A 16,323-nucleotide genomic window follows, 5' to 3' on the forward strand; every position below is an offset into this window, starting at 1 on the left:
GAGATTGCCGAAAAGTGATTTTTAACTCTAATATATAGGTATGAAGAAAATAAATTTTAAGAAGACATTTTTTAATCAGGGGCTTTTTGCCGCAATTTTCGCAGTGTTTTTGCTTTTATTCTCATGCTCTGAAAGCAAAGATTGGAAAACGGTTTCGCCCACCACGCAGGGCACGGAGCAGGAAAGTGAACAACAAGATGACGCTCAATCTGAGCAGCAGGAAGAGTCTCCCGGCGGTCAAACCGAACAAAAATCCGAATCTGAACCGCAGAGCCTTAAAATCATGAACTGGAACCTTCAGACTTTTTTTGACGCAGTTTATGACGGAAATGAATATGACGAATACAAGAATGCAGATAGCGGCTGGACTGAAGAAAAATACAATGCCCGGCTTGAACGGCTCGCTTCAGTCATAAAGACCATCGATGCGGATGTAATCACTTTCGAGGAACTTGAAAAAGAAGAACAGCTTCAAGATATCGCAAACAGGCTTGCCGGCAATTTTTCTTCATCAGCAAGCTATAAAAAGGCATTCTTTGCGGCCAATTATGGAAGCTCACTTGGTTGTGCGGTAATTTCCCGCTACCCGATTGGTGAAACTTCAGTGCACGCGATTGATTACGGCTCACCAAAATCAACTCGCCCGATTATTAAATTTTCTGTATACAAAGAAGGCCGAACCCTCACGATTTTTGTAAATCACTGGAACAGCAAACGAAACGACAGCGCATTTTCAAAGACATGCCGTGAAAAACAGGAAAAACTGCTCGCAAAGCTCATGTCCGAAGCCAGTGCGGAAAACCAGCCGCTTCTTGCCACTGGAGATTTCAACATGGATATTTCGGAATTTGAACTGATTGAGGCAAGCATTAATAATTCTATAGAAAATGATGAAAACATTATGCTGAATGGGGAATCTGATTTTGCGGTCTACTCACCGTGGATTCAGGAAAATGGCGAGTATCAGACACCCGGAAGTTACTGGTACAACAATGATTGGGAACGAATCGACCACTTCTTTGCAGCCGGAAACATTAAAATAGAAGATTTCTGCGCGGAAGGTTCAGGTGAATGGGTCTATTCAAACAATCATCCATATTACTACAGTTTGAAAAACAATCAGGGCTACTCAGACCATTTCCCAATCACCTGCAAAGTTACCTTCTAGCGGCAACCGATTTCTTCTTCATCGCCCACATCCCATGCATCAAAAAGGTTGTCGGGCGTGTTTTCATCCTCATCTTCGTCATCATCGCCGTTTTTCACTTCAGTCGAATCGTAGTCTCCGTGAGTTCCGTCGTCCTCATTTTGATCAAATTCCGGGGTGACTTCTTTATCTCCGATTTCATTCCTCATTTCAGCCACAAGAGCCTCATTTGCGGCAACGCGAGCTGCAATTTCTGGAGAGACAGAAGATTCGCTCGTTACGGTCGCAACATTACATTCTTCTTCCTCAGAAACACCACCGTGCAAATCATCTTCAAATTGGCTTTCACAAGCATTTTCTGACTTGCTCAGGTCTTCTCCACCGGCAGAATCTTCCGGGATTGCAACTTCAAACGGAAAACCTTTTCGTAAAAGAGCCTGCTTCAAAAAAATCGCGATTGCAACATCAATATCAGTTCCAAGAGTCTCAAAAAGTTCTGACGCTTTTTCGACGAGAGAATCTTCCAAATCAATTTCATAAGTCTTAATCATATTTTTATTATCGGTGAAAAGCTGATAAATTTCAACGCAGCGAACAGGCGCGATGCTGTTTAATTTTCTGGCAGCATGGTATAATATCTGTCTTATATGAATACGACATTAGAACAAAAGCAGGAGTCTAAGCAGTTTTACCGCTCTCTTGCAAAAATCGTTACGCCAATTGCCCTTCAAAATCTTATTTCAGCGGCGGTCAGTTCTGCTGATGTCGTCATGCTTGGATATGTCGGGCAAAATGCTATCGCGGCTGTAAATCTTGCCTCCTACATTCAGTTCATTCTTTTCCTTTTTTTCATTGGATTTTCTTCCGGTGTCGTCATGCTTGCGGCTCAATACTGGGGGAAAAAAGACACTTACTCAATCGAAACGATATTTTCAATTGCGGTCAAGCTAGCAGGATTTGTCGGTCTCGTCTTTTCACTGCTGTCATTTTTCATTCCTCATCACCTGATGAAAATATTCACCGATGACAAAACTCTTATCGCAATCGGAAGCGACTACCTTAAAATCGCAGGAATCGGGTTCTTCATCCTCGCTTTCTCGCAGATTTACCAGGCCGTCCTTAAAAGTATTGAGCATGTAAAAACAGTCACGGCAATCACAACGACAGCCCTTCTCATCAATATTTTCTTAAACGCCGTTTTCATTTTCGGTCTTTTCGGTGCACCAAAAATGGGAGTAAAAGGCGTCGCCCTTGCAACAAGCATTTCAAGATTTCTCGAATTCGCCATCTGCGTGTTTGTCTGCAGGAGAATCAAGGAAATCTCCTTCTCACCAAAACTTCTTTTCAGACGGAATTCCGTTCTTTTTAAAGATTTCGTTCATTTTTCCATGCCGGCAATCGGAAACGAAGCAATCTGGGGTGCGGGCTGGTCAATGTATGCGGTAATCATGGGGCATCTTGGAGCAGATTTGGTTGCAGCAAATTCGGTCGTCAGTGTAATAAGAAACCTCACGAGCGTTCTTGCATTCGGAATGGCTTACGGCGGTGCAATTCTTTTAGGAAAACAGATGGGAGCAAACCAAATGGCTCTGGTTTCGAGAAACGCTTCCAGGCTCGTAAAAAGCACAATTTTTGTCGGATTGCTTGAAGCTGTCGTACTCTTAGCGTGCAAGCCGCTTCTTTTTAAAATAGCAGATTTGAACGAGCAGGCCTCCGCATACCTCACGCCACTGCTGTACATAAACAGCATTTCGCTTGTTGGAGCCGTAATCAATACGGTCCTGATTTGCGGAGTTTTCCGTGCCGGCGGAGATGCGAAATTCGGTCTTATCCTAGACACCTTTGCAATGTGGGCAGTTTCGGTTCCGCTCGGCTTTATCTGTGCCTTCGTCCTCCATCTTCCACCATTGACCGTTTACCTGATTATGTATCTCGATGAATGGGAAAAAATGATTTTCAACATCATACATTACAAAAACAAAAAATGGATAAAAAACATCACAAGGGATTTTACAAAAGAAAACAACTAATTCAAAAAAATAATCACGATAAAAGGGATAAAAAAAATAAACCACAGATTACTCAGATTACACGGATTAAAAATCTAATCTGTGCAATCTGTGACATCTGTGGTTTTAAATTAAACAGCTAAGTTTAACTTATTTGCTCAAGCGAGCTTATTTTGAAAGACGAGCTTCGAGGTCATCCAAGCAGGCTGTGAGCTCTTTTGGCAAGTGTTTGCCGAATTTTGGATAGTGGTTCTCGCGGATGTCTTTAACTTCCTTCAACCAGCCCTCTTTGTCCACATTGAGAATCTGTGGGAGAGTCTTTTTGTAGTACTCAGGCAATCCGTCTGTGTTGATAGCACCCTCTTTTGGCATGAAGCCGATTGGTGTGTCAACATAGTTGTCTTTTCCGTCGCAGCGGTCGAAAATCCATGCGAGAACGCGTGAGTTGTCGCCGTAGCCTGGCCACATGAATCCGCCTGGAAGCTCTTTGTTGTTCTCGTCCTTGCGGAACCAGTTAACGTAGAAGATCTTTGGCAATTTGTCCTGATCAGCTTTTGCACCAACGTCAATCCAGTGCTGGAAGTAGTCGCCCATGTTGTATCCACAGAATGGGAGAATAGCGAATGGGTCACGGCGGATTTTACCAACCTGTGAAGCATCGATTGTAGATGCTGCTGTGATTTCTGAACCAACGATAGAACCCAAGAATACACCGTGATTCCAGTTGCGGCTCTGGTGTACGAGAGGTACAGTTGATGGGCGGCGACCACCGAAGAGGATAGCAGAGATTGGAACGCCCTCTGGGTTTTCCCACTCTGGAGCGATACACGGACACTGTTTTGCAGGTGCTGTGAATCGTGCGTTTGGATGAGCGAATTCCTCGCCTTTTGGTGATTTGTCTTTTGGAAGAGCGTCACGAGTCTGGCCTTTCCAGTCAACGAGCTTGCCCTTAGCTGGGTAACCAATCTGTTCCCACCAAACATCGCCGTCTTCTGTAAGAGCACAGTTTGTGAAGATTGTGTTCTTTGAAGCAGAGATAAGAGCGTTTTTGTTAGACTCAGCAGAAGTTCCTGGAGCAACGCCGAAGAAGCCTGCCTCTGGGTTGATAGCGTACAAGCGACCGTCTTTGCCGAATTTCATCCAAGCGATGTCGTCACCGATTGTCTCAACTTTCCAGCCTGGGATTGTTGGGATAAGCATAGCCAAGTTTGTTTTACCACAAGCTGATGGGAATGCGCCAGTAACGTATTTAACTTTGCCCTCTGGGTTTGTGAGCTTGAGGATGAGCATGTGCTCAGCGAGCCAGCCTTCTTCACGAGCCAGAACAGTAGCGATTCGGAGAGCGAAACATTTTTTGCCGAGCAAAGCGTTTCCGCCGTATCCTGAACCGTAAGACCAGATGAGGTGCTCTTCTGGGAACTGAGAGATGTATTTGTGCTCAACATCTGCACAAGGCCAAATGCCGTTGTCTTTTTCGCCGTTGTTGAGTGGTTTACCAACTGAGTGCAAACAAGGAACGAATTCACCGTCTGTACCGATGATGTCGAGAACTTTTTTGCCTGCGCGAGTCATGATGTCCATGTTGAGAACAACGTACTCAGAGTCAGTAAGCTCAATACCGTTCTTTGAGATTGGTGAGCCGAGTGGACCCATGCAGAATGGGATTACGTACATTGTGCGGCCGTGCATACAACCTTTGTACAAACCTTTCATTGTTGCCTTGAGCTCAACCGGGTCAATCCAGTTGTTTGTTGGACCTGCATCTTCCTGTTTTACAGAAGAAATGAATGTTCGGCCCTCAACGCGAGCTACATCGCTTGGAAGTGAACGGAACAAGAAGCTGTTAGGCTTTTTTGCAAGTGGAGTAGCAAGACCTGCATCGACGCATTTTTTCATCAATCGGTCATACTCTTCAGTAGAACCATCACATACATAAACGCTGTCTGGTTCACACATCTTAACACATTCTTCAACCCAAGCTTTGATTTTCGGGTTTTTGATTTCATCAAGTGTCATTGTATCGCTCCTATAAAGTTCGATTTGAAAAAGATTATACCACGATTTTTGCGAATTGTGAATATGGAAGTGAAAAAAAAGCCGTGTGGACAAAAAAAATTGCCCGCACGGTTAAGTGCAGGCAATTCTTCTATTTAAGCCGATTTTTTAGTTTTCGTTGCGGGCTTTCAACTCAGCAGAAATCTCTTCGACTTTGCTATCTGTCAAAATGAATTTACTTCTGAAGATAATTACACCGACAATCAGAACCAGGATTGGAACAAGTGTCATTACCATGCGCAAGCCCATTTTTGAAGCTGCATCAACGCCTTCTGAAAAATCAATTTTGACATAATCAGGAACATCGTCTGCAACATTCTTCAAATTAAGGACAGAAAGAGCGATTGAAGCGATGAATGCCGAAATTCCTGAAGCAAGTTTTACAACGAAAGTCTGCATAGAGAAGATAACGCTTTCATCGCGGCGTTTATTCTTCAAATCACCATAATCAACTGTATTTGCAAGGAAGACAGTGATGATTACATTGTTTACACCTGCACTTGCCATTACGAGCACACCAGGAATCAGGAATGGAACTACAGAATTTACACCGATTGAAGCCATTGCAAGCAAAGCGATATAGCCGATAATGCTCATTCCAACGCTAACATAGAAAATCTTTGTATTGCTCAACTTCAAGCCACTTCTCAAGAGAGGATACAAAAGCATCATCGCAAGAATCTGTGTGCCGCCACCGACCATATTGAACAGTGCATAACCGTCATTCCAGTTTGTGCCGCCCAAATCATACTTGAAGAAGTAGATTACAAGGTTTGAAGTGATGTAAAGCGCAACATTGATAACAACAATCGTAATAACAACAGTCATTGCCTGGTCATTTCGCAAAAGTGCACGGAACATTTCACCCATTGAAGGAGTTTTCATGTCAACAGTTGATTTTTCTTTGATTGCGATACAGAGAATCAAAGTGAAAATAACGAAAAGAACTGCAACACCAAGAGTGAAATATTTGAATCCGATGAATTCATGCCACTGAGAGCCTGGAAAACGAGAGGCCTGTTCAGCAGTAGCATTGCCGCCAATCATTTTTCCAAGAAGAGGAACAATAATCATTGTGGCGATAGAAATGATTGCAGCACCGACACCAGCACAGCTTCGAGCCAAAGTTGTAAGACCTTCGCGCTCTTTTCCGCCGTTAGTGAAAGCAGGAATCATTGACCAGTAAGGAATATCCATCATTGTGTAGGTAATGCCCCAAACGATGTAAGTGACAGCAGCATAAGCTACAAGACCTTTTGCATCGATACAAGGTGGAGCAGAGAACATAAGGAAGAGAACGACAGCATTTGTAAGCGTACCGATTAAAAGCCACGGACGAAATTTGCCCCAGCGGGTTTTTGTTTTTGCAACAATAACACCCATAATCGGGTCATTGAATGCGTCAAAAATTCGTGCAGCAAGCAGAATTATACCCATCGCAACGGCACTAACGCCCATGATATCCTGAAAATAATACAGAATATAGCTGGCAGAAAGCATGTAAACCATGTCTTTTCCAACAGCACCAAGACCATACGAAGCCTTTTCCTTTAGTCCTAACATAGGATTCTCCTTTTTAAAATTTCCGTTTTTAATTCTTTAAGGCAACAAGAATTATGTTGATTAAAAGTTCAATCTGCTTTCTCGCTTCTACGCTTCTGTCCATGGTCAAAAGTTCTCCTGAAATTGAAAGCTTTTGCGCAAGGCAGAACAGGGAATGCATCATCGTTACAAACATTTCCTGTGCAGTTGAAGCGGCAAGCACTTCATTTTTGGAACTGGAGAATGAAATCGAACCGTCCTTGATTCCTTTTTCCAGTGCCTGAACAACGATTGTATTTGTGATACCAATCGTTTTTTCGTATTCGAGGAGCTTTTCAGAACTCACCTTTTCCTTCTTAATGAAAGAATCGAAATAGTAGATGAAGCTGAAAAAACTTCTCTGTGTTATGAGGGCATCAGCATAAACTTCAAGCAATTCCCTCATCTGCTCAAAGCCGCTCAACGAATCGTACTTCTCAGAAGAAAATACTTCGCTGAACACTGCCGTCTCAAGATTCCATGCGTAAATCGCGACCTCAATTGCAAGTTCTTCCTTTGTCTGGAAATATCTGTACAAAGAAGCAACTCCAATTTTGGAAGCTGCCGCAATGTCGTTCATTGAAATGTTTTCGATTCCGTTCTCAGAAAACAAACCGAAAGTACATTCAATAATCGACTGGATTCTTCCGTCTTTTTTTTCTTTTCGGGTTTCGCTTTTAGTTACACTCGCCTGCCCACTCATAGATGCTCACCTCTTTGCCGACAGCTTTTTCAACAGCATGATATGCGCCATTGTAAATTCCGACTTTTTTATTAGACATAATCGCATGATTCATCTTTTCAAGCAAGTCGGGTGTCTCAACAAATGAACGAAGCATAAAGCAGGCATATTCAAGACTCGGACATTCCGGTGTTCCATCGCCCACTTCTGCAGCCCGTATTGCACCCCAGCATTCATGGCCTCCGACATGCTGAATCATCAGCTTTGGAACAGGATAGAATGCAAGCTCACTCGGTTTTGTAATCAGCACATCACAAGCACGAATAAGAATGTTTGTCGCATAAACGGCCGCAAAAATGTCTTTGTGGCAGAAAACATGAATTCCGTTTGACTCATCGCCAGCACAGGCAATGTCATTCAAAGCGTTTTCTGCAAATTTTCGTGTGAAAGACCAGTCATGGAAATGAGTCTTTGAATGTTCCTCAATTTCAGGGATTTTCTCCTTAAACATGTTCCACACATTCTCATAATCTCCGATGTTCAGATACAGGGCAGCTTTCTTTTCCTTGATATAAGGAAGCAAAGTTTTGATAAGTCCTGCAAAGTAGTCTCCCTGAGCGCCCGCACCGCCAATTGTCAAAAGGAAGCGAAGCGGTTTTTTGCCAGAGATTCTTGCAAGTCGTTTTTTACAATCAGACTCAATGTTTCGAACCATTTCGTCGTCCATGTAGTGACCTGCATAGCAGATATCTTTTTCGCTCATCGGTTTGAGGATATTTTCACCGTCAAAACCTTTGAGTGTTCTATATGAAAGATAAGAAGAAGGAGTCTGCACAAGATGAAGTGCACCTTCGCTCAAATGAAGGCCCATTGCCCAGTTGTCAGGAATTGCGTTAACAACATGAGTGAAGCCAGCATGAACGGCAGCCTGACTTGGCCAGACATGAGTTGCGATATACGGTGTTTCGCGCGGCAAATCATGCAGGACAGGTGTCATAAGCTCAGCAGTTTTCTGGTCGCCCGCATTGTAAGAGAGCTTTTTGAAGCCTTCTGTGTTGAGCGGATCCCATACCAATTTATTGAAGAGTTTTGACTTCTGTGAAAGGCGGCTTGCCATTGAATAAAGCTTGTTCTGATAAGCAATGATTTTTGTACAAGTCGTCTCCGGGAACGAATTCAAGTCGAGCCAGAGCGGAGTGTAGCCCATTGCGTGAGCGGCACTTGCCATTGCCATTGAAATTCTGTAGTGACCGAAGCCCATTCGGATGTTACCAATGATGATTGATTTTTCAGGAAGTTCGCCCATCGGCTCTTTTGAAAGCACGAGAACTTTAGCCCCGAAAGCTGGTGTCAAAACTTCATTGTCCACAGCAGCAAGATGATAAGGAGTATTCCTGTCATCACCAAATTTTTTAAGGAATTTTTTCTGCTGTGCCGATGCCTTGCGGAGTGTCTTTTTATCGATTACATTGCCAAAAATAACAGATGACTTGTCCATAACTTTTTCTCCCTACTTTCTTTCATAAATCGAAATCGAATGTGGCTCAAAATGGAAGCCGTCAGTCATTCGTGTTCCGTAGTCAACTACTGATTCAAGATTCTCTGTTTTACCGCTGAATCTTGAAACCAGTTCAGTTCTTTCTATATATACAGGCTCGTCTCCAAGATTGATGAAGCCTGTGTATTTTTCATTTTTAGAGAAGATGAAATAACTTGTGGCATTTCTGTTTTCAACACCAAAATCTTCATCCTCAAAGAGCTCATAAAGCTGCTCGATTTTCTTTGTAAATGCCCCTTCTTTTTCTGAATCAAAATGTACAGGGTCGTCTGAATGCATTGTCTGACTTGCAAACAGATAATTCACAAGTGCAATCAGGATTTTTTCTTTATCAGTCAAACTGATGTTCTCGTAGCGCAGGAATACAACATCCGGATCATTGATGTATACGCCGTTATCCCAAAAAGCATGTCCAAGGGTATCCTGCATATTTACGAATGCACTCGGTCTTGAAGGATAGTTCGATTTTTTCATCCACGAAATATCCCAGTCTTCTTTAGTATCAGTTCCGATTCTTGAGAGCGGGAAGGCCTTAAAGCTTGACTCGAACGGCATTCCGCAGCCCAGGTAAGCTACCCTCTCTCCATTTTTGTTCATTGTTCTCTTTGTAAGAACTTTTACAGCACGGTCATACCATTCGTATGCAGCACCGCCATTTTTAAATTCACCACGAATAAGACCGGCAAAAAGGAAGTCCAATTTAAGGTAACGGAATCCCCATTCATTCACAGCCTTTTCAATCAGCGCATCAAGGTGTTCAAGAACATCATCACGGCTCAAATCAAGGCAGAAATATGAACCAGGGAAAGAAGGCTGATCCTTTCCAAAATTCGCGCCCCAAAGAGGATTGAATCCTGCTGTAACGGGTTTTCCTTTTTTATCACGCAAAAGCCAGTCGGTATGATTTTTTACAAGTTCGCTTCTCAAATCAACAATGAAAGGTGCAATCCAAAGACCTGGAACATAGCCCTTTTCTGCGATTGAAGAAGCAAGAGAGTTCATCCCCTGAGGGAAACGGTCAGTTCGGGCATCCCAGTCACCAAGGGAAATTTCCCATCCGTCATCAACCTGAAAGACACAAGGCTTTTTAGAATCAAGAAAATGTGTTTTGATGAGATTTTCTGTCTTACCAAGCCCTTCAAGGTCACCCTGAATAAGTTCGTTGTTGATGTCGGCATAGTGATTATACCAAGATTCCCAGCCGCCGACAGAAATTTTACCTTTCTGCGGTGTAGAATTGAGGAAATTCAGCGTGCCGAAGCGCGCCTCCTTATCCTCTGCAAAGAGCTTCTGAGTTGTCTCGCGAAGCTCAAAAAAATCACCAGCGACAAACACGGCAAGTTCAGCGATTTTGTCGCCTTCGTGCCATGTCTTTCCGTCAGCATAGACCGTGCATGTAATTTCACGCTTTTTACGGTCAACATAGAAACTAACTGGCGGAACCAATCCCTTAACATTACCCGTTGAAGCCACAGCAAGATACAGATTCTTACCGTTCATGTTCCAACGCAAATAGATAAAGAACGAGCCGACAAGCAGTTTTTTTGATTTCAATGATTTTGGAAGACGGCCTGGAACTGTGAAATAATTTTTCCACTGCGGAACAACCGGGAAGTATTTTTTCTGATACTCACCAGGATTGATTTCACCGCCAAAGCCCCAGCCCTGCCAGCCCGAACCATAGAAAGCGAAGTCATTCTTTTTGCAGAATTCAGCCGCTTCCCCTCCAAGCTGTTTTTCAAGGAGCGAATCAACAGAAAGAGTTGCAAAGATTCTGTTTTCGCTATCAGTACAATCTGCACCGTGGTAAAAATACTCATTTCGATCCAACTCTTTCATGATTTACGCTCCTGTTTTTAATTATTTTAGAACATCCCCCACAAGGATGTGGGGTTTCAGACCAGAGAGAAAATTCTGTTTACCTTTAGGTGAACAGAATTTTCTCGTACTAAGTCAAAATGCAAGGATGCATTTTGACTTAGAAGAACATTTCAACACCGATTGGCATGTAGAATCGGCTTGATTTTCCGTCATATTTGAGGTCAACAAGACCGTTTACATTACCTTCCATGCTCTGGAGTGTGAAGTCACCTGCGATACCTGCGAACATGAAGTTGTTTGCAGCAAATGTTTTCTTGACATAGATTTCAGCAGCAATTTTGTGCTGGTTCAACTTCAAATCTTTTACAGAAAGACCTGATTTCATATCTCCGTCTGCACTAGCAGATGTGATGTTGTAGTTTCCAGAAAGACCTACGAAGAGATTCTGAGCACCGAAAGGATTTACACAAACTTCTGTGAGGAAGTCTACACCAGCCATAATGATGTCAGCTCCGTTATCTTTTTTCATATCAACAAGACCGTAAGAATACTGGCTCAAGTTTGAAGTACCCATTCCACCCCAAACATGACCTTTGTACATGATGAAGCCGTGCTCGATAACACCCATTGTTCCCAAACAACCGTACCAGTTGTAGAATTTCTCTGGGTCATAGTCACGCAAGTCTTTGTCGCCTACGAGTGGGAGTTTGAATCCCAATTCGATAAGGTTAGCATTCGGTGTTTTCTCAAGGTCAAGAGCCGGGTCAAGGAAGCTTGATGCACCGCCCATAAATCCGAGCCAGTCAATACCGAATTCCATTCGACCGTAGTAGTCGTTCATACCAAATCCAGCAGCACGAGCAGCTGCATACTTTGATTTCTGATAGCGGTAGTTGCTTTCTGAAATTGAATCGCCCCAGTACTGAGCTTTAATCTGGAAGAGGCCTGGAAGTGTGTAACCTACACCAATCTGTGAATCACGAACTGCATCGTAGAGGCGAACTGATTTTTCACTGTCTGTATCAACAGCGCTTTCACCACCCAAAACACCTGCCATATCAACAGCACCGTTCAAGTAGAAGCCTTTGAGTGCTGAATCTTCGTTTCCTTTGATTGATGCGAAAAGACCAGTTGCAGTCCAGATTTCCTGGAAAATATCATCTTCTGATTTTACATCGCTTGATTCACGCTGACCAAAGTCACCGATTGTACCGCGAAGTTCATTCTCTCTCATGCGGCCGAAAGCAACTTTTGTCTGGAAAAGAGAATTGTCGAACAAGCCCCAGATTTTTGCCTGGTCACCGATTGCAACAGCATATTTTCCGTCTTCGTTGTAGTTAATATCATTCTGTGCTTCGTCAGAATCCCAGAGTTTGTGAACGAAGAGAGCGCGAGCGTCTGCGTCCAAGTTGAAGTCGAAACCGAATTTCTGATCCGGTGTGCGGCCGATAATCCAGAATCCAACTCGTGTACCGTAAGACCAGTCCGGTTCAAGACCTGCGTAATTGCGTGAGTTAGATTCATCTTTTTCCTGCGCTTTGAGCATTTTTGCAATAATTGTAGCGGCAGAAGCCTGACCAATTTGCGTGCCGTATTCTGTTCCAATTTTTGTTCCATATGCAGTGCAGTAAGCCTGAATTCCAGCAGCATCAGCAGTATATCCTGCACCAGTTACTTCAGCAGCAGCAGCCTGCATTTTCGCAGGATCTCCAGAGGTCAAGGCAGCCTGAAGTTCAGCACCTTTTGCAGTACCAGCTTCGATACCTTTGGCATTTCCTGCATAAGTTCCAATAGCTGTTGCATAAGTCGCTGCATTGCTTCCGTCATCAGCAAGTGTTACAGAATCAACACTTCCCAATGAGTTTGTAGCCTTAGCAGCCTCGTAGGCAGCAATAGCCTCAGTTCCAACAGCAACAGCCTGCTCACCAGTTTTAGTCAAATCAGCCGTAATCTTAGTGCTTGTATTCTCTCGACCTACATTGAAAGTAGAGCGTCCCCAAGCGCCAAAAGAAATGTCACCAACACCTGTCTGCAAGGTGTGTGCCTTCAAAGTTTCATGGGCTTCTCCAAAAGCCAAGCCAGCAGTCAAAGCAAGTGCCGAAGCTGCAGCAACCAATTTTTTCATATTTTCCTCCTTTTTTAACTCCGCGTTAGCGGCGTTGCAGGAAGCAACGGAATCGCAAGTTTTTACCAACGGTAAAAACTTGGCCGTGAAAAACCTTACATGGATGTAAGGTTTTTCATGCCTCCTTTTTTTATAACCTTTCTGGAAGTTTGTTGTTATTATGATAGTGTTACTATCACTCACTTTCAAAATTATGATAGTGGTACTATCACTTTTTGTCAACAGATTAGAGCAAAAAAAGTTGAGATTTTAGGGGGAAATTTTGTACTAAAACGAAGAGTAAGCTGACATCGAAACTCATCTGAGACTCCGTTGCAACCTGTGGGAGAAAAAAATCTCCGCATACTTTCCACTTTCAATTTCCAATTTTCCGTTTTCCACTTTCCGTTTGGCATTTTTCCGTCTATAATCTTCTCATGCTAAAACGCTCTGGCCACGCGGATTTGCCGCTCCATACAGGCACGGTCCCAAAATGGCTCGCCGACAGGATGAAACTTCTCGGAACTCAGATTATCGAGGCGATGCTCATCAATTTCGGAAAAAAAGAAGTTCTCACACGGCTTTCCGACCCGCTCTGGTTTCAGTCGCTTGGGGCAGTTCTGGGCATGGACTGGCATTCGAGCGGAATCACCACAAGCGTAATGTACGCGCTCAAACGAGGAATCAACGAAAGAGCGCGTGAATTCGGTCTTTGCGTGTGCGGCGGGCGCGGAAAATACTCGCGAAAAACCCCCGACGAGCTTTTGTATCTTGCGGATGCGACCGGTCTCGACGGGGCTTCTCTTGTAAATGCAAGCAAACTCACGGCGAAGGTCGATGGATGTGCGGTTCAGGACGGATTTCAACTTTACATGCACAATTTTATTCTGAGCGACGAGGGCGATTGGGTTGTGGTCCAGCAGGGAATGAACACGGCAACAAAAACAGCACGCCGTTACCACTGGTCTTCTGAAAATCTGCGTTCGTTCGTGGAAGAGCCGCACGCCGGGGTCATGGGCGAAAATCAGGGAAAGATTCTCAATCTCACGGACTCCGCTGCCAAAGAAACGCGCGGCACAATCCTCACGCTCACCCACGAAAATCCAGACAGAATGATTCGGGAAATTGCAAAAATTTCAAATGAAAATTATGTAACAGAATTTGAACTCCGTAATGACAGGAATCTTGTGATGCCGGCGCATCATGAAGTGAGAGCTGAAGATGTTGATTTGAAACGGCTGGGTGCGGTGCTGGCTACGGCATATGAGAGCGACAACAAGGATTTTGAGTCACTGTTGCTCACACCGGGGCTTGGCCCACGCACGCTGCAGAGCCTCACGCTTGTAAGCGAAGTGATTTACGGCACGCCCAGCAGATTTTCTGACCCGGCGCGGTTCAGTTTTGCACACGGCGGAAAGGACGGCCATCCGTTCCCTGTTCCGTGCAAGATTTATGACGAATCAATCCGTGTGCTCGGAGAAGCAATCGAAAAGTCAAAACTCGGCTACAACGACAAAAGCGAATGCATCCGCCGTCTCAACACAACCGCCCGCCAAATCGAAGCAAACTGCGACCCAATCGCCGACTTCGACGCAACAATCGCCCGCGAAAAAGCCCATAGCAAAGAATGGGGCGGCAGAACCTGCATGGACGATGTTTAAATTCCTCACAGATTACACAAAGAAAAATTAGACGCGGATAAACGCAGATACACACAGATAAAAAAATAAATAATCCGCGTTTATCTGCGTCCATCTGCGTCAAAAACTATTCCACAATGCTTCTTACGAATTTAAGAGAATTCGGCACGTCCTTGACACCCTCAAAAATCAGGTATGCGTCCGGGCACTCAGCTTTAATAATAGGAAGAAAATCCTTCCAGCCCATGAGGCCCGTTCCGAGCGGCACGATTTCAAGCTCGTCACCGTTTATGACATAATCTTTGAGGTGGAAGCCTGCGATTTTGCCCTTGAAGAGTTTGAGACAAGTTTCAAAAATCTCAGCGCGTTTTTCGTGATTTCCGATGTAGAGATAATTGTAAATGTCAACGATGAAGCGGAAATTCTCCTGCCCCGGATCAATTTCATCGGCAAGGCGTTTGAGCATTTCCGGCTTGTACATGCAGTGCCCCCACGCTCCTTCCAAAGCCATGCACACACCAGCCTCTTTTGCAACCTGCGGCATGGGCGCGAAAATCTTTTTGACTTCCTGGAAAGCCTCTTCTGTCTGATTTTTAGGATTGTAAGTCCATTTGTCATCGTTGTAGCTGCCAGTCTCACTTGCGACGAATTTTGCCCCAAATTCAGCCGCATGGCGCAAATGGTCAGCGTACTTTTCTGCACCAAGCTTTACCTTGTCCTTGTTTGAGTGAACAGGATTAAAATAAGCCCCCAAAATCGGAATCTCAACATTGTGCGAATTGAAACCCGTGCGTATTTCAGACACGACTTGCGGAGTAAGAGTGCCGGGATTTCCGTTCTGCCCTTCAACAGCCTTGGCAATAGCAAGCTGAACGCCGTCAAATCCCCAGTCATGAGCATTAGTGCCAAGCCAGTCAGCCGTTCCCTTTCCAATATCATGCGGTCGAATCAAAATCTTCATATTAATCTCCAGGATAAGTAAACACAGATTAACACAGATTGACACTGAGAGAAAGAAAAATTTCATTTCAGAGTTTTGAATTTTCTGATTTATTGAAAGATTCAAACGCTTCTCATATGCAATTTCAAAGAAAGTATGCTAGAATATTTAGTAGGGGTATAAAATGAGAAAAGAATTTTGTGAAAAAGACGGAATTTTGATTACTTATACTGATACTGATGTTTGTTTTGAAGATTGCAAAACGGCAGAATCTATTCTGCTCACGAACGATGGCGAAGTTATACATTCCAATTTTGATTCAGAAAAAAATGAATATTTCAAGAAGTACCTAAAACAAATTTATTCTTCGATAACAAGTTTCAGAAACTTGGATGCATTGGAGAGCGCATAATGCCAGAATATCTCAGAACCGCAGGTTATAAAATCTATTTTTGGTCAAATGAAACAGATGAACCTATCCATTTTCATGCCACAAAGGGTAATCCTTCTAAAAATGATACAAAAGTTTGGGTTTTGGCAAACGGTTCTTTCAAATTAGCTCACAACAAAGGCCAAATTCCAGAAAAAGATTTATCTCGTATTTTTTCTGCCATGCAGGGCTATTACTTTGACTTTTTGAATTTTTGGAAATCATATTTTCACACAGAAATCAAATTTCATGATTAGCTGAGTTTTTGCGTTCCCCGCCATACGGCGGGTCGCTATGTTCCGCACTTCCGCTTCGCTCCATACCGCAAGCGATACGCCTTCGGCGGGGCTACCAGC

13 protein-coding genes are annotated in these 16,323 nt (G+C 43.7%); 5 read left to right on the forward strand and 8 right to left on the reverse strand.

The window, feature by feature from the left end; translation table 11 throughout:
* The first annotated feature begins 40 nt into the window (after positions 1 to 40).
* On the forward strand, positions 41 to 1,168 hold the full coding sequence (locus Q0Q74_RS06355) for an endonuclease/exonuclease/phosphatase family protein (RefSeq protein WP_294429456.1): 1,128 nt from the start codon (positions 41 to 43) through the stop codon (positions 1,166 to 1,168).
* Here the strand turns inward: Q0Q74_RS06355 and Q0Q74_RS06360 are convergent.
* Complete coding sequence (locus tag Q0Q74_RS06360) at positions 1,165 to 1,698, reverse strand: hypothetical protein (RefSeq protein WP_294429457.1); 534 nt, start codon at positions 1,696 to 1,698, stop codon at positions 1,165 to 1,167. The two genes, Q0Q74_RS06355 and Q0Q74_RS06360, sit on opposite strands and share 4 nt — an antisense overlap.
* 96 nt (positions 1,699 to 1,794) lie before the next feature.
* Between Q0Q74_RS06360 and Q0Q74_RS06365 the strand changes: the two genes are divergently transcribed.
* The gene (locus Q0Q74_RS06365; RefSeq protein ID WP_294429458.1) at positions 1,795 to 3,177 is read left to right on the forward strand and encodes an MATE family efflux transporter; all 1,383 of its coding nucleotides are present in this window, start codon (positions 1,795 to 1,797) and stop codon (positions 3,175 to 3,177) included.
* 147 nt (positions 3,178 to 3,324) lie between these two features.
* Here Q0Q74_RS06365 and Q0Q74_RS06370 read toward each other — a convergent pair whose 3' ends face one another.
* From Q0Q74_RS06370 to Q0Q74_RS06395, 6 genes are all read right to left on the reverse strand, one after another.
* Positions 3,325 to 5,172: a phosphoenolpyruvate carboxykinase (GTP) gene (locus tag Q0Q74_RS06370; RefSeq protein WP_294429459.1), complete on the reverse strand. Its 1,848-nt coding sequence runs from the start codon at positions 5,170 to 5,172 to the stop codon at positions 3,325 to 3,327.
* Between the two features lie 147 nt (positions 5,173 to 5,319).
* Positions 5,320 to 6,774 carry a glycoside-pentoside-hexuronide (GPH):cation symporter gene (locus Q0Q74_RS06375; protein ID WP_294429460.1) on the reverse strand — a complete coding sequence of 485 codons (1,455 nt, stop codon included), beginning with the start codon at positions 6,772 to 6,774 and terminating at the stop codon, positions 5,320 to 5,322.
* A gap of 28 nt (positions 6,775 to 6,802) precedes the next feature.
* On the reverse strand, positions 6,803 to 7,495 hold the full coding sequence (locus tag Q0Q74_RS06380; protein WP_294429461.1) for a TetR/AcrR family transcriptional regulator: 693 nt from the start codon (positions 7,493 to 7,495) through the stop codon (positions 6,803 to 6,805).
* The gene (locus tag Q0Q74_RS06385; protein ID WP_294429462.1) at positions 7,470 to 8,972 is read right to left on the reverse strand and encodes a hypothetical protein; all 1,503 of its coding nucleotides are present in this window, start codon (positions 8,970 to 8,972) and stop codon (positions 7,470 to 7,472) included. Before Q0Q74_RS06385 ends, Q0Q74_RS06380 begins: the two co-directional genes overlap by 26 nt.
* A gap of 12 nt (positions 8,973 to 8,984) precedes the next feature.
* On the reverse strand, positions 8,985 to 10,871 hold the full coding sequence (locus tag Q0Q74_RS06390) for a glycoside hydrolase family 36 protein (protein ID WP_294429463.1): 1,887 nt from the start codon (positions 10,869 to 10,871) through the stop codon (positions 8,985 to 8,987).
* A 139-nt stretch (positions 10,872 to 11,010) separates the two neighbouring features.
* Positions 11,011 to 12,978 carry a hypothetical protein gene (locus Q0Q74_RS06395; RefSeq protein WP_294429464.1) on the reverse strand — a complete coding sequence of 656 codons (1,968 nt, stop codon included), beginning with the start codon at positions 12,976 to 12,978 and terminating at the stop codon, positions 11,011 to 11,013.
* A 416-nt stretch (positions 12,979 to 13,394) separates the two neighbouring features.
* Here Q0Q74_RS06395 and Q0Q74_RS06400 point away from each other — a divergent pair, with 416 nt between their 5' ends.
* The gene (locus tag Q0Q74_RS06400) at positions 13,395 to 14,618 is read left to right on the forward strand and encodes a DUF763 domain-containing protein (RefSeq protein ID WP_294429465.1); all 1,224 of its coding nucleotides are present in this window, start codon (positions 13,395 to 13,397) and stop codon (positions 14,616 to 14,618) included.
* Positions 14,619 to 14,724: 106 nt separating this feature from the next.
* On the opposite strand, the gene Q0Q74_RS06405 is transcribed toward Q0Q74_RS06400, so the two are convergent.
* Positions 14,725 to 15,558 (reverse strand): sugar phosphate isomerase/epimerase, encoded by an 834-nt coding sequence (locus Q0Q74_RS06405; RefSeq protein WP_294429466.1) that lies wholly within the window; start codon positions 15,556 to 15,558, stop codon positions 14,725 to 14,727.
* 163 nt (positions 15,559 to 15,721) lie between these two features.
* On the opposite strand from Q0Q74_RS06405, the gene Q0Q74_RS06410 reads away from it, so the two are divergent.
* Positions 15,722 to 15,949, forward strand: a complete 228-nt coding sequence (locus tag Q0Q74_RS06410; RefSeq protein ID WP_294427641.1) for a hypothetical protein — start codon at positions 15,722 to 15,724, stop codon at positions 15,947 to 15,949.
* Positions 15,949 to 16,224: a DUF4160 domain-containing protein gene (locus Q0Q74_RS06415; RefSeq protein WP_294429467.1), complete on the forward strand. Its 276-nt coding sequence runs from the start codon at positions 15,949 to 15,951 to the stop codon at positions 16,222 to 16,224. Before Q0Q74_RS06410 ends, Q0Q74_RS06415 begins: the two co-directional genes overlap by 1 nt.
* Positions 16,225 to 16,323 lie beyond the last annotated feature (99 nt).

It is taken from the genome of uncultured Treponema sp. (genome assembly GCF_946187725.1).
Taxonomy (GTDB): domain Bacteria; phylum Spirochaetota; class Spirochaetia; order Treponematales; family Treponemataceae; genus Treponema_D.

Excerpts from the sequence above, each read along its gene's own strand:
- Q0Q74_RS06355 (WP_294429456.1), top strand. The coding sequence starts at position 41 with ATGAAGAAAATAAATTTTAAGAAGACATTTTTTAATCAGGGGCTTTTT.
- Q0Q74_RS06360 (WP_294429457.1), bottom strand. The coding sequence starts at position 1,698 with ATGATTAAGACTTATGAAATTGATTTGGAAGATTCTCTCGTCGAAAAA.
- Q0Q74_RS06365 (WP_294429458.1), top strand. The coding sequence starts at position 1,795 with ATGAATACGACATTAGAACAAAAGCAGGAGTCTAAGCAGTTTTACCGC.
- Q0Q74_RS06370 (WP_294429459.1), bottom strand. The coding sequence starts at position 5,172 with ATGACACTTGATGAAATCAAAAACCCGAAAATCAAAGCTTGGGTTGAA.
- Q0Q74_RS06375 (WP_294429460.1), bottom strand. The coding sequence starts at position 6,774 with ATGTTAGGACTAAAGGAAAAGGCTTCGTATGGTCTTGGTGCTGTTGGA.
- Q0Q74_RS06380 (WP_294429461.1), bottom strand. The coding sequence starts at position 7,495 with ATGAGTGGGCAGGCGAGTGTAACTAAAAGCGAAACCCGAAAAGAAAAA.
- Q0Q74_RS06385 (WP_294429462.1), bottom strand. The coding sequence starts at position 8,972 with ATGGACAAGTCATCTGTTATTTTTGGCAATGTAATCGATAAAAAGACA.
- Q0Q74_RS06390 (WP_294429463.1), bottom strand. The coding sequence starts at position 10,871 with ATGAAAGAGTTGGATCGAAATGAGTATTTTTACCACGGTGCAGATTGT.
- Q0Q74_RS06395 (WP_294429464.1), bottom strand. The coding sequence starts at position 12,978 with ATGAAAAAATTGGTTGCTGCAGCTTCGGCACTTGCTTTGACTGCTGGC.
- Q0Q74_RS06400 (WP_294429465.1), top strand. The coding sequence starts at position 13,395 with ATGCTAAAACGCTCTGGCCACGCGGATTTGCCGCTCCATACAGGCACG.
- Q0Q74_RS06405 (WP_294429466.1), bottom strand. The coding sequence starts at position 15,558 with ATGAAGATTTTGATTCGACCGCATGATATTGGAAAGGGAACGGCTGAC.
- Q0Q74_RS06410 (WP_294427641.1), top strand. The coding sequence starts at position 15,722 with ATGAGAAAAGAATTTTGTGAAAAAGACGGAATTTTGATTACTTATACT.
- Q0Q74_RS06415 (WP_294429467.1), top strand. The coding sequence starts at position 15,949 with ATGCCAGAATATCTCAGAACCGCAGGTTATAAAATCTATTTTTGGTCA.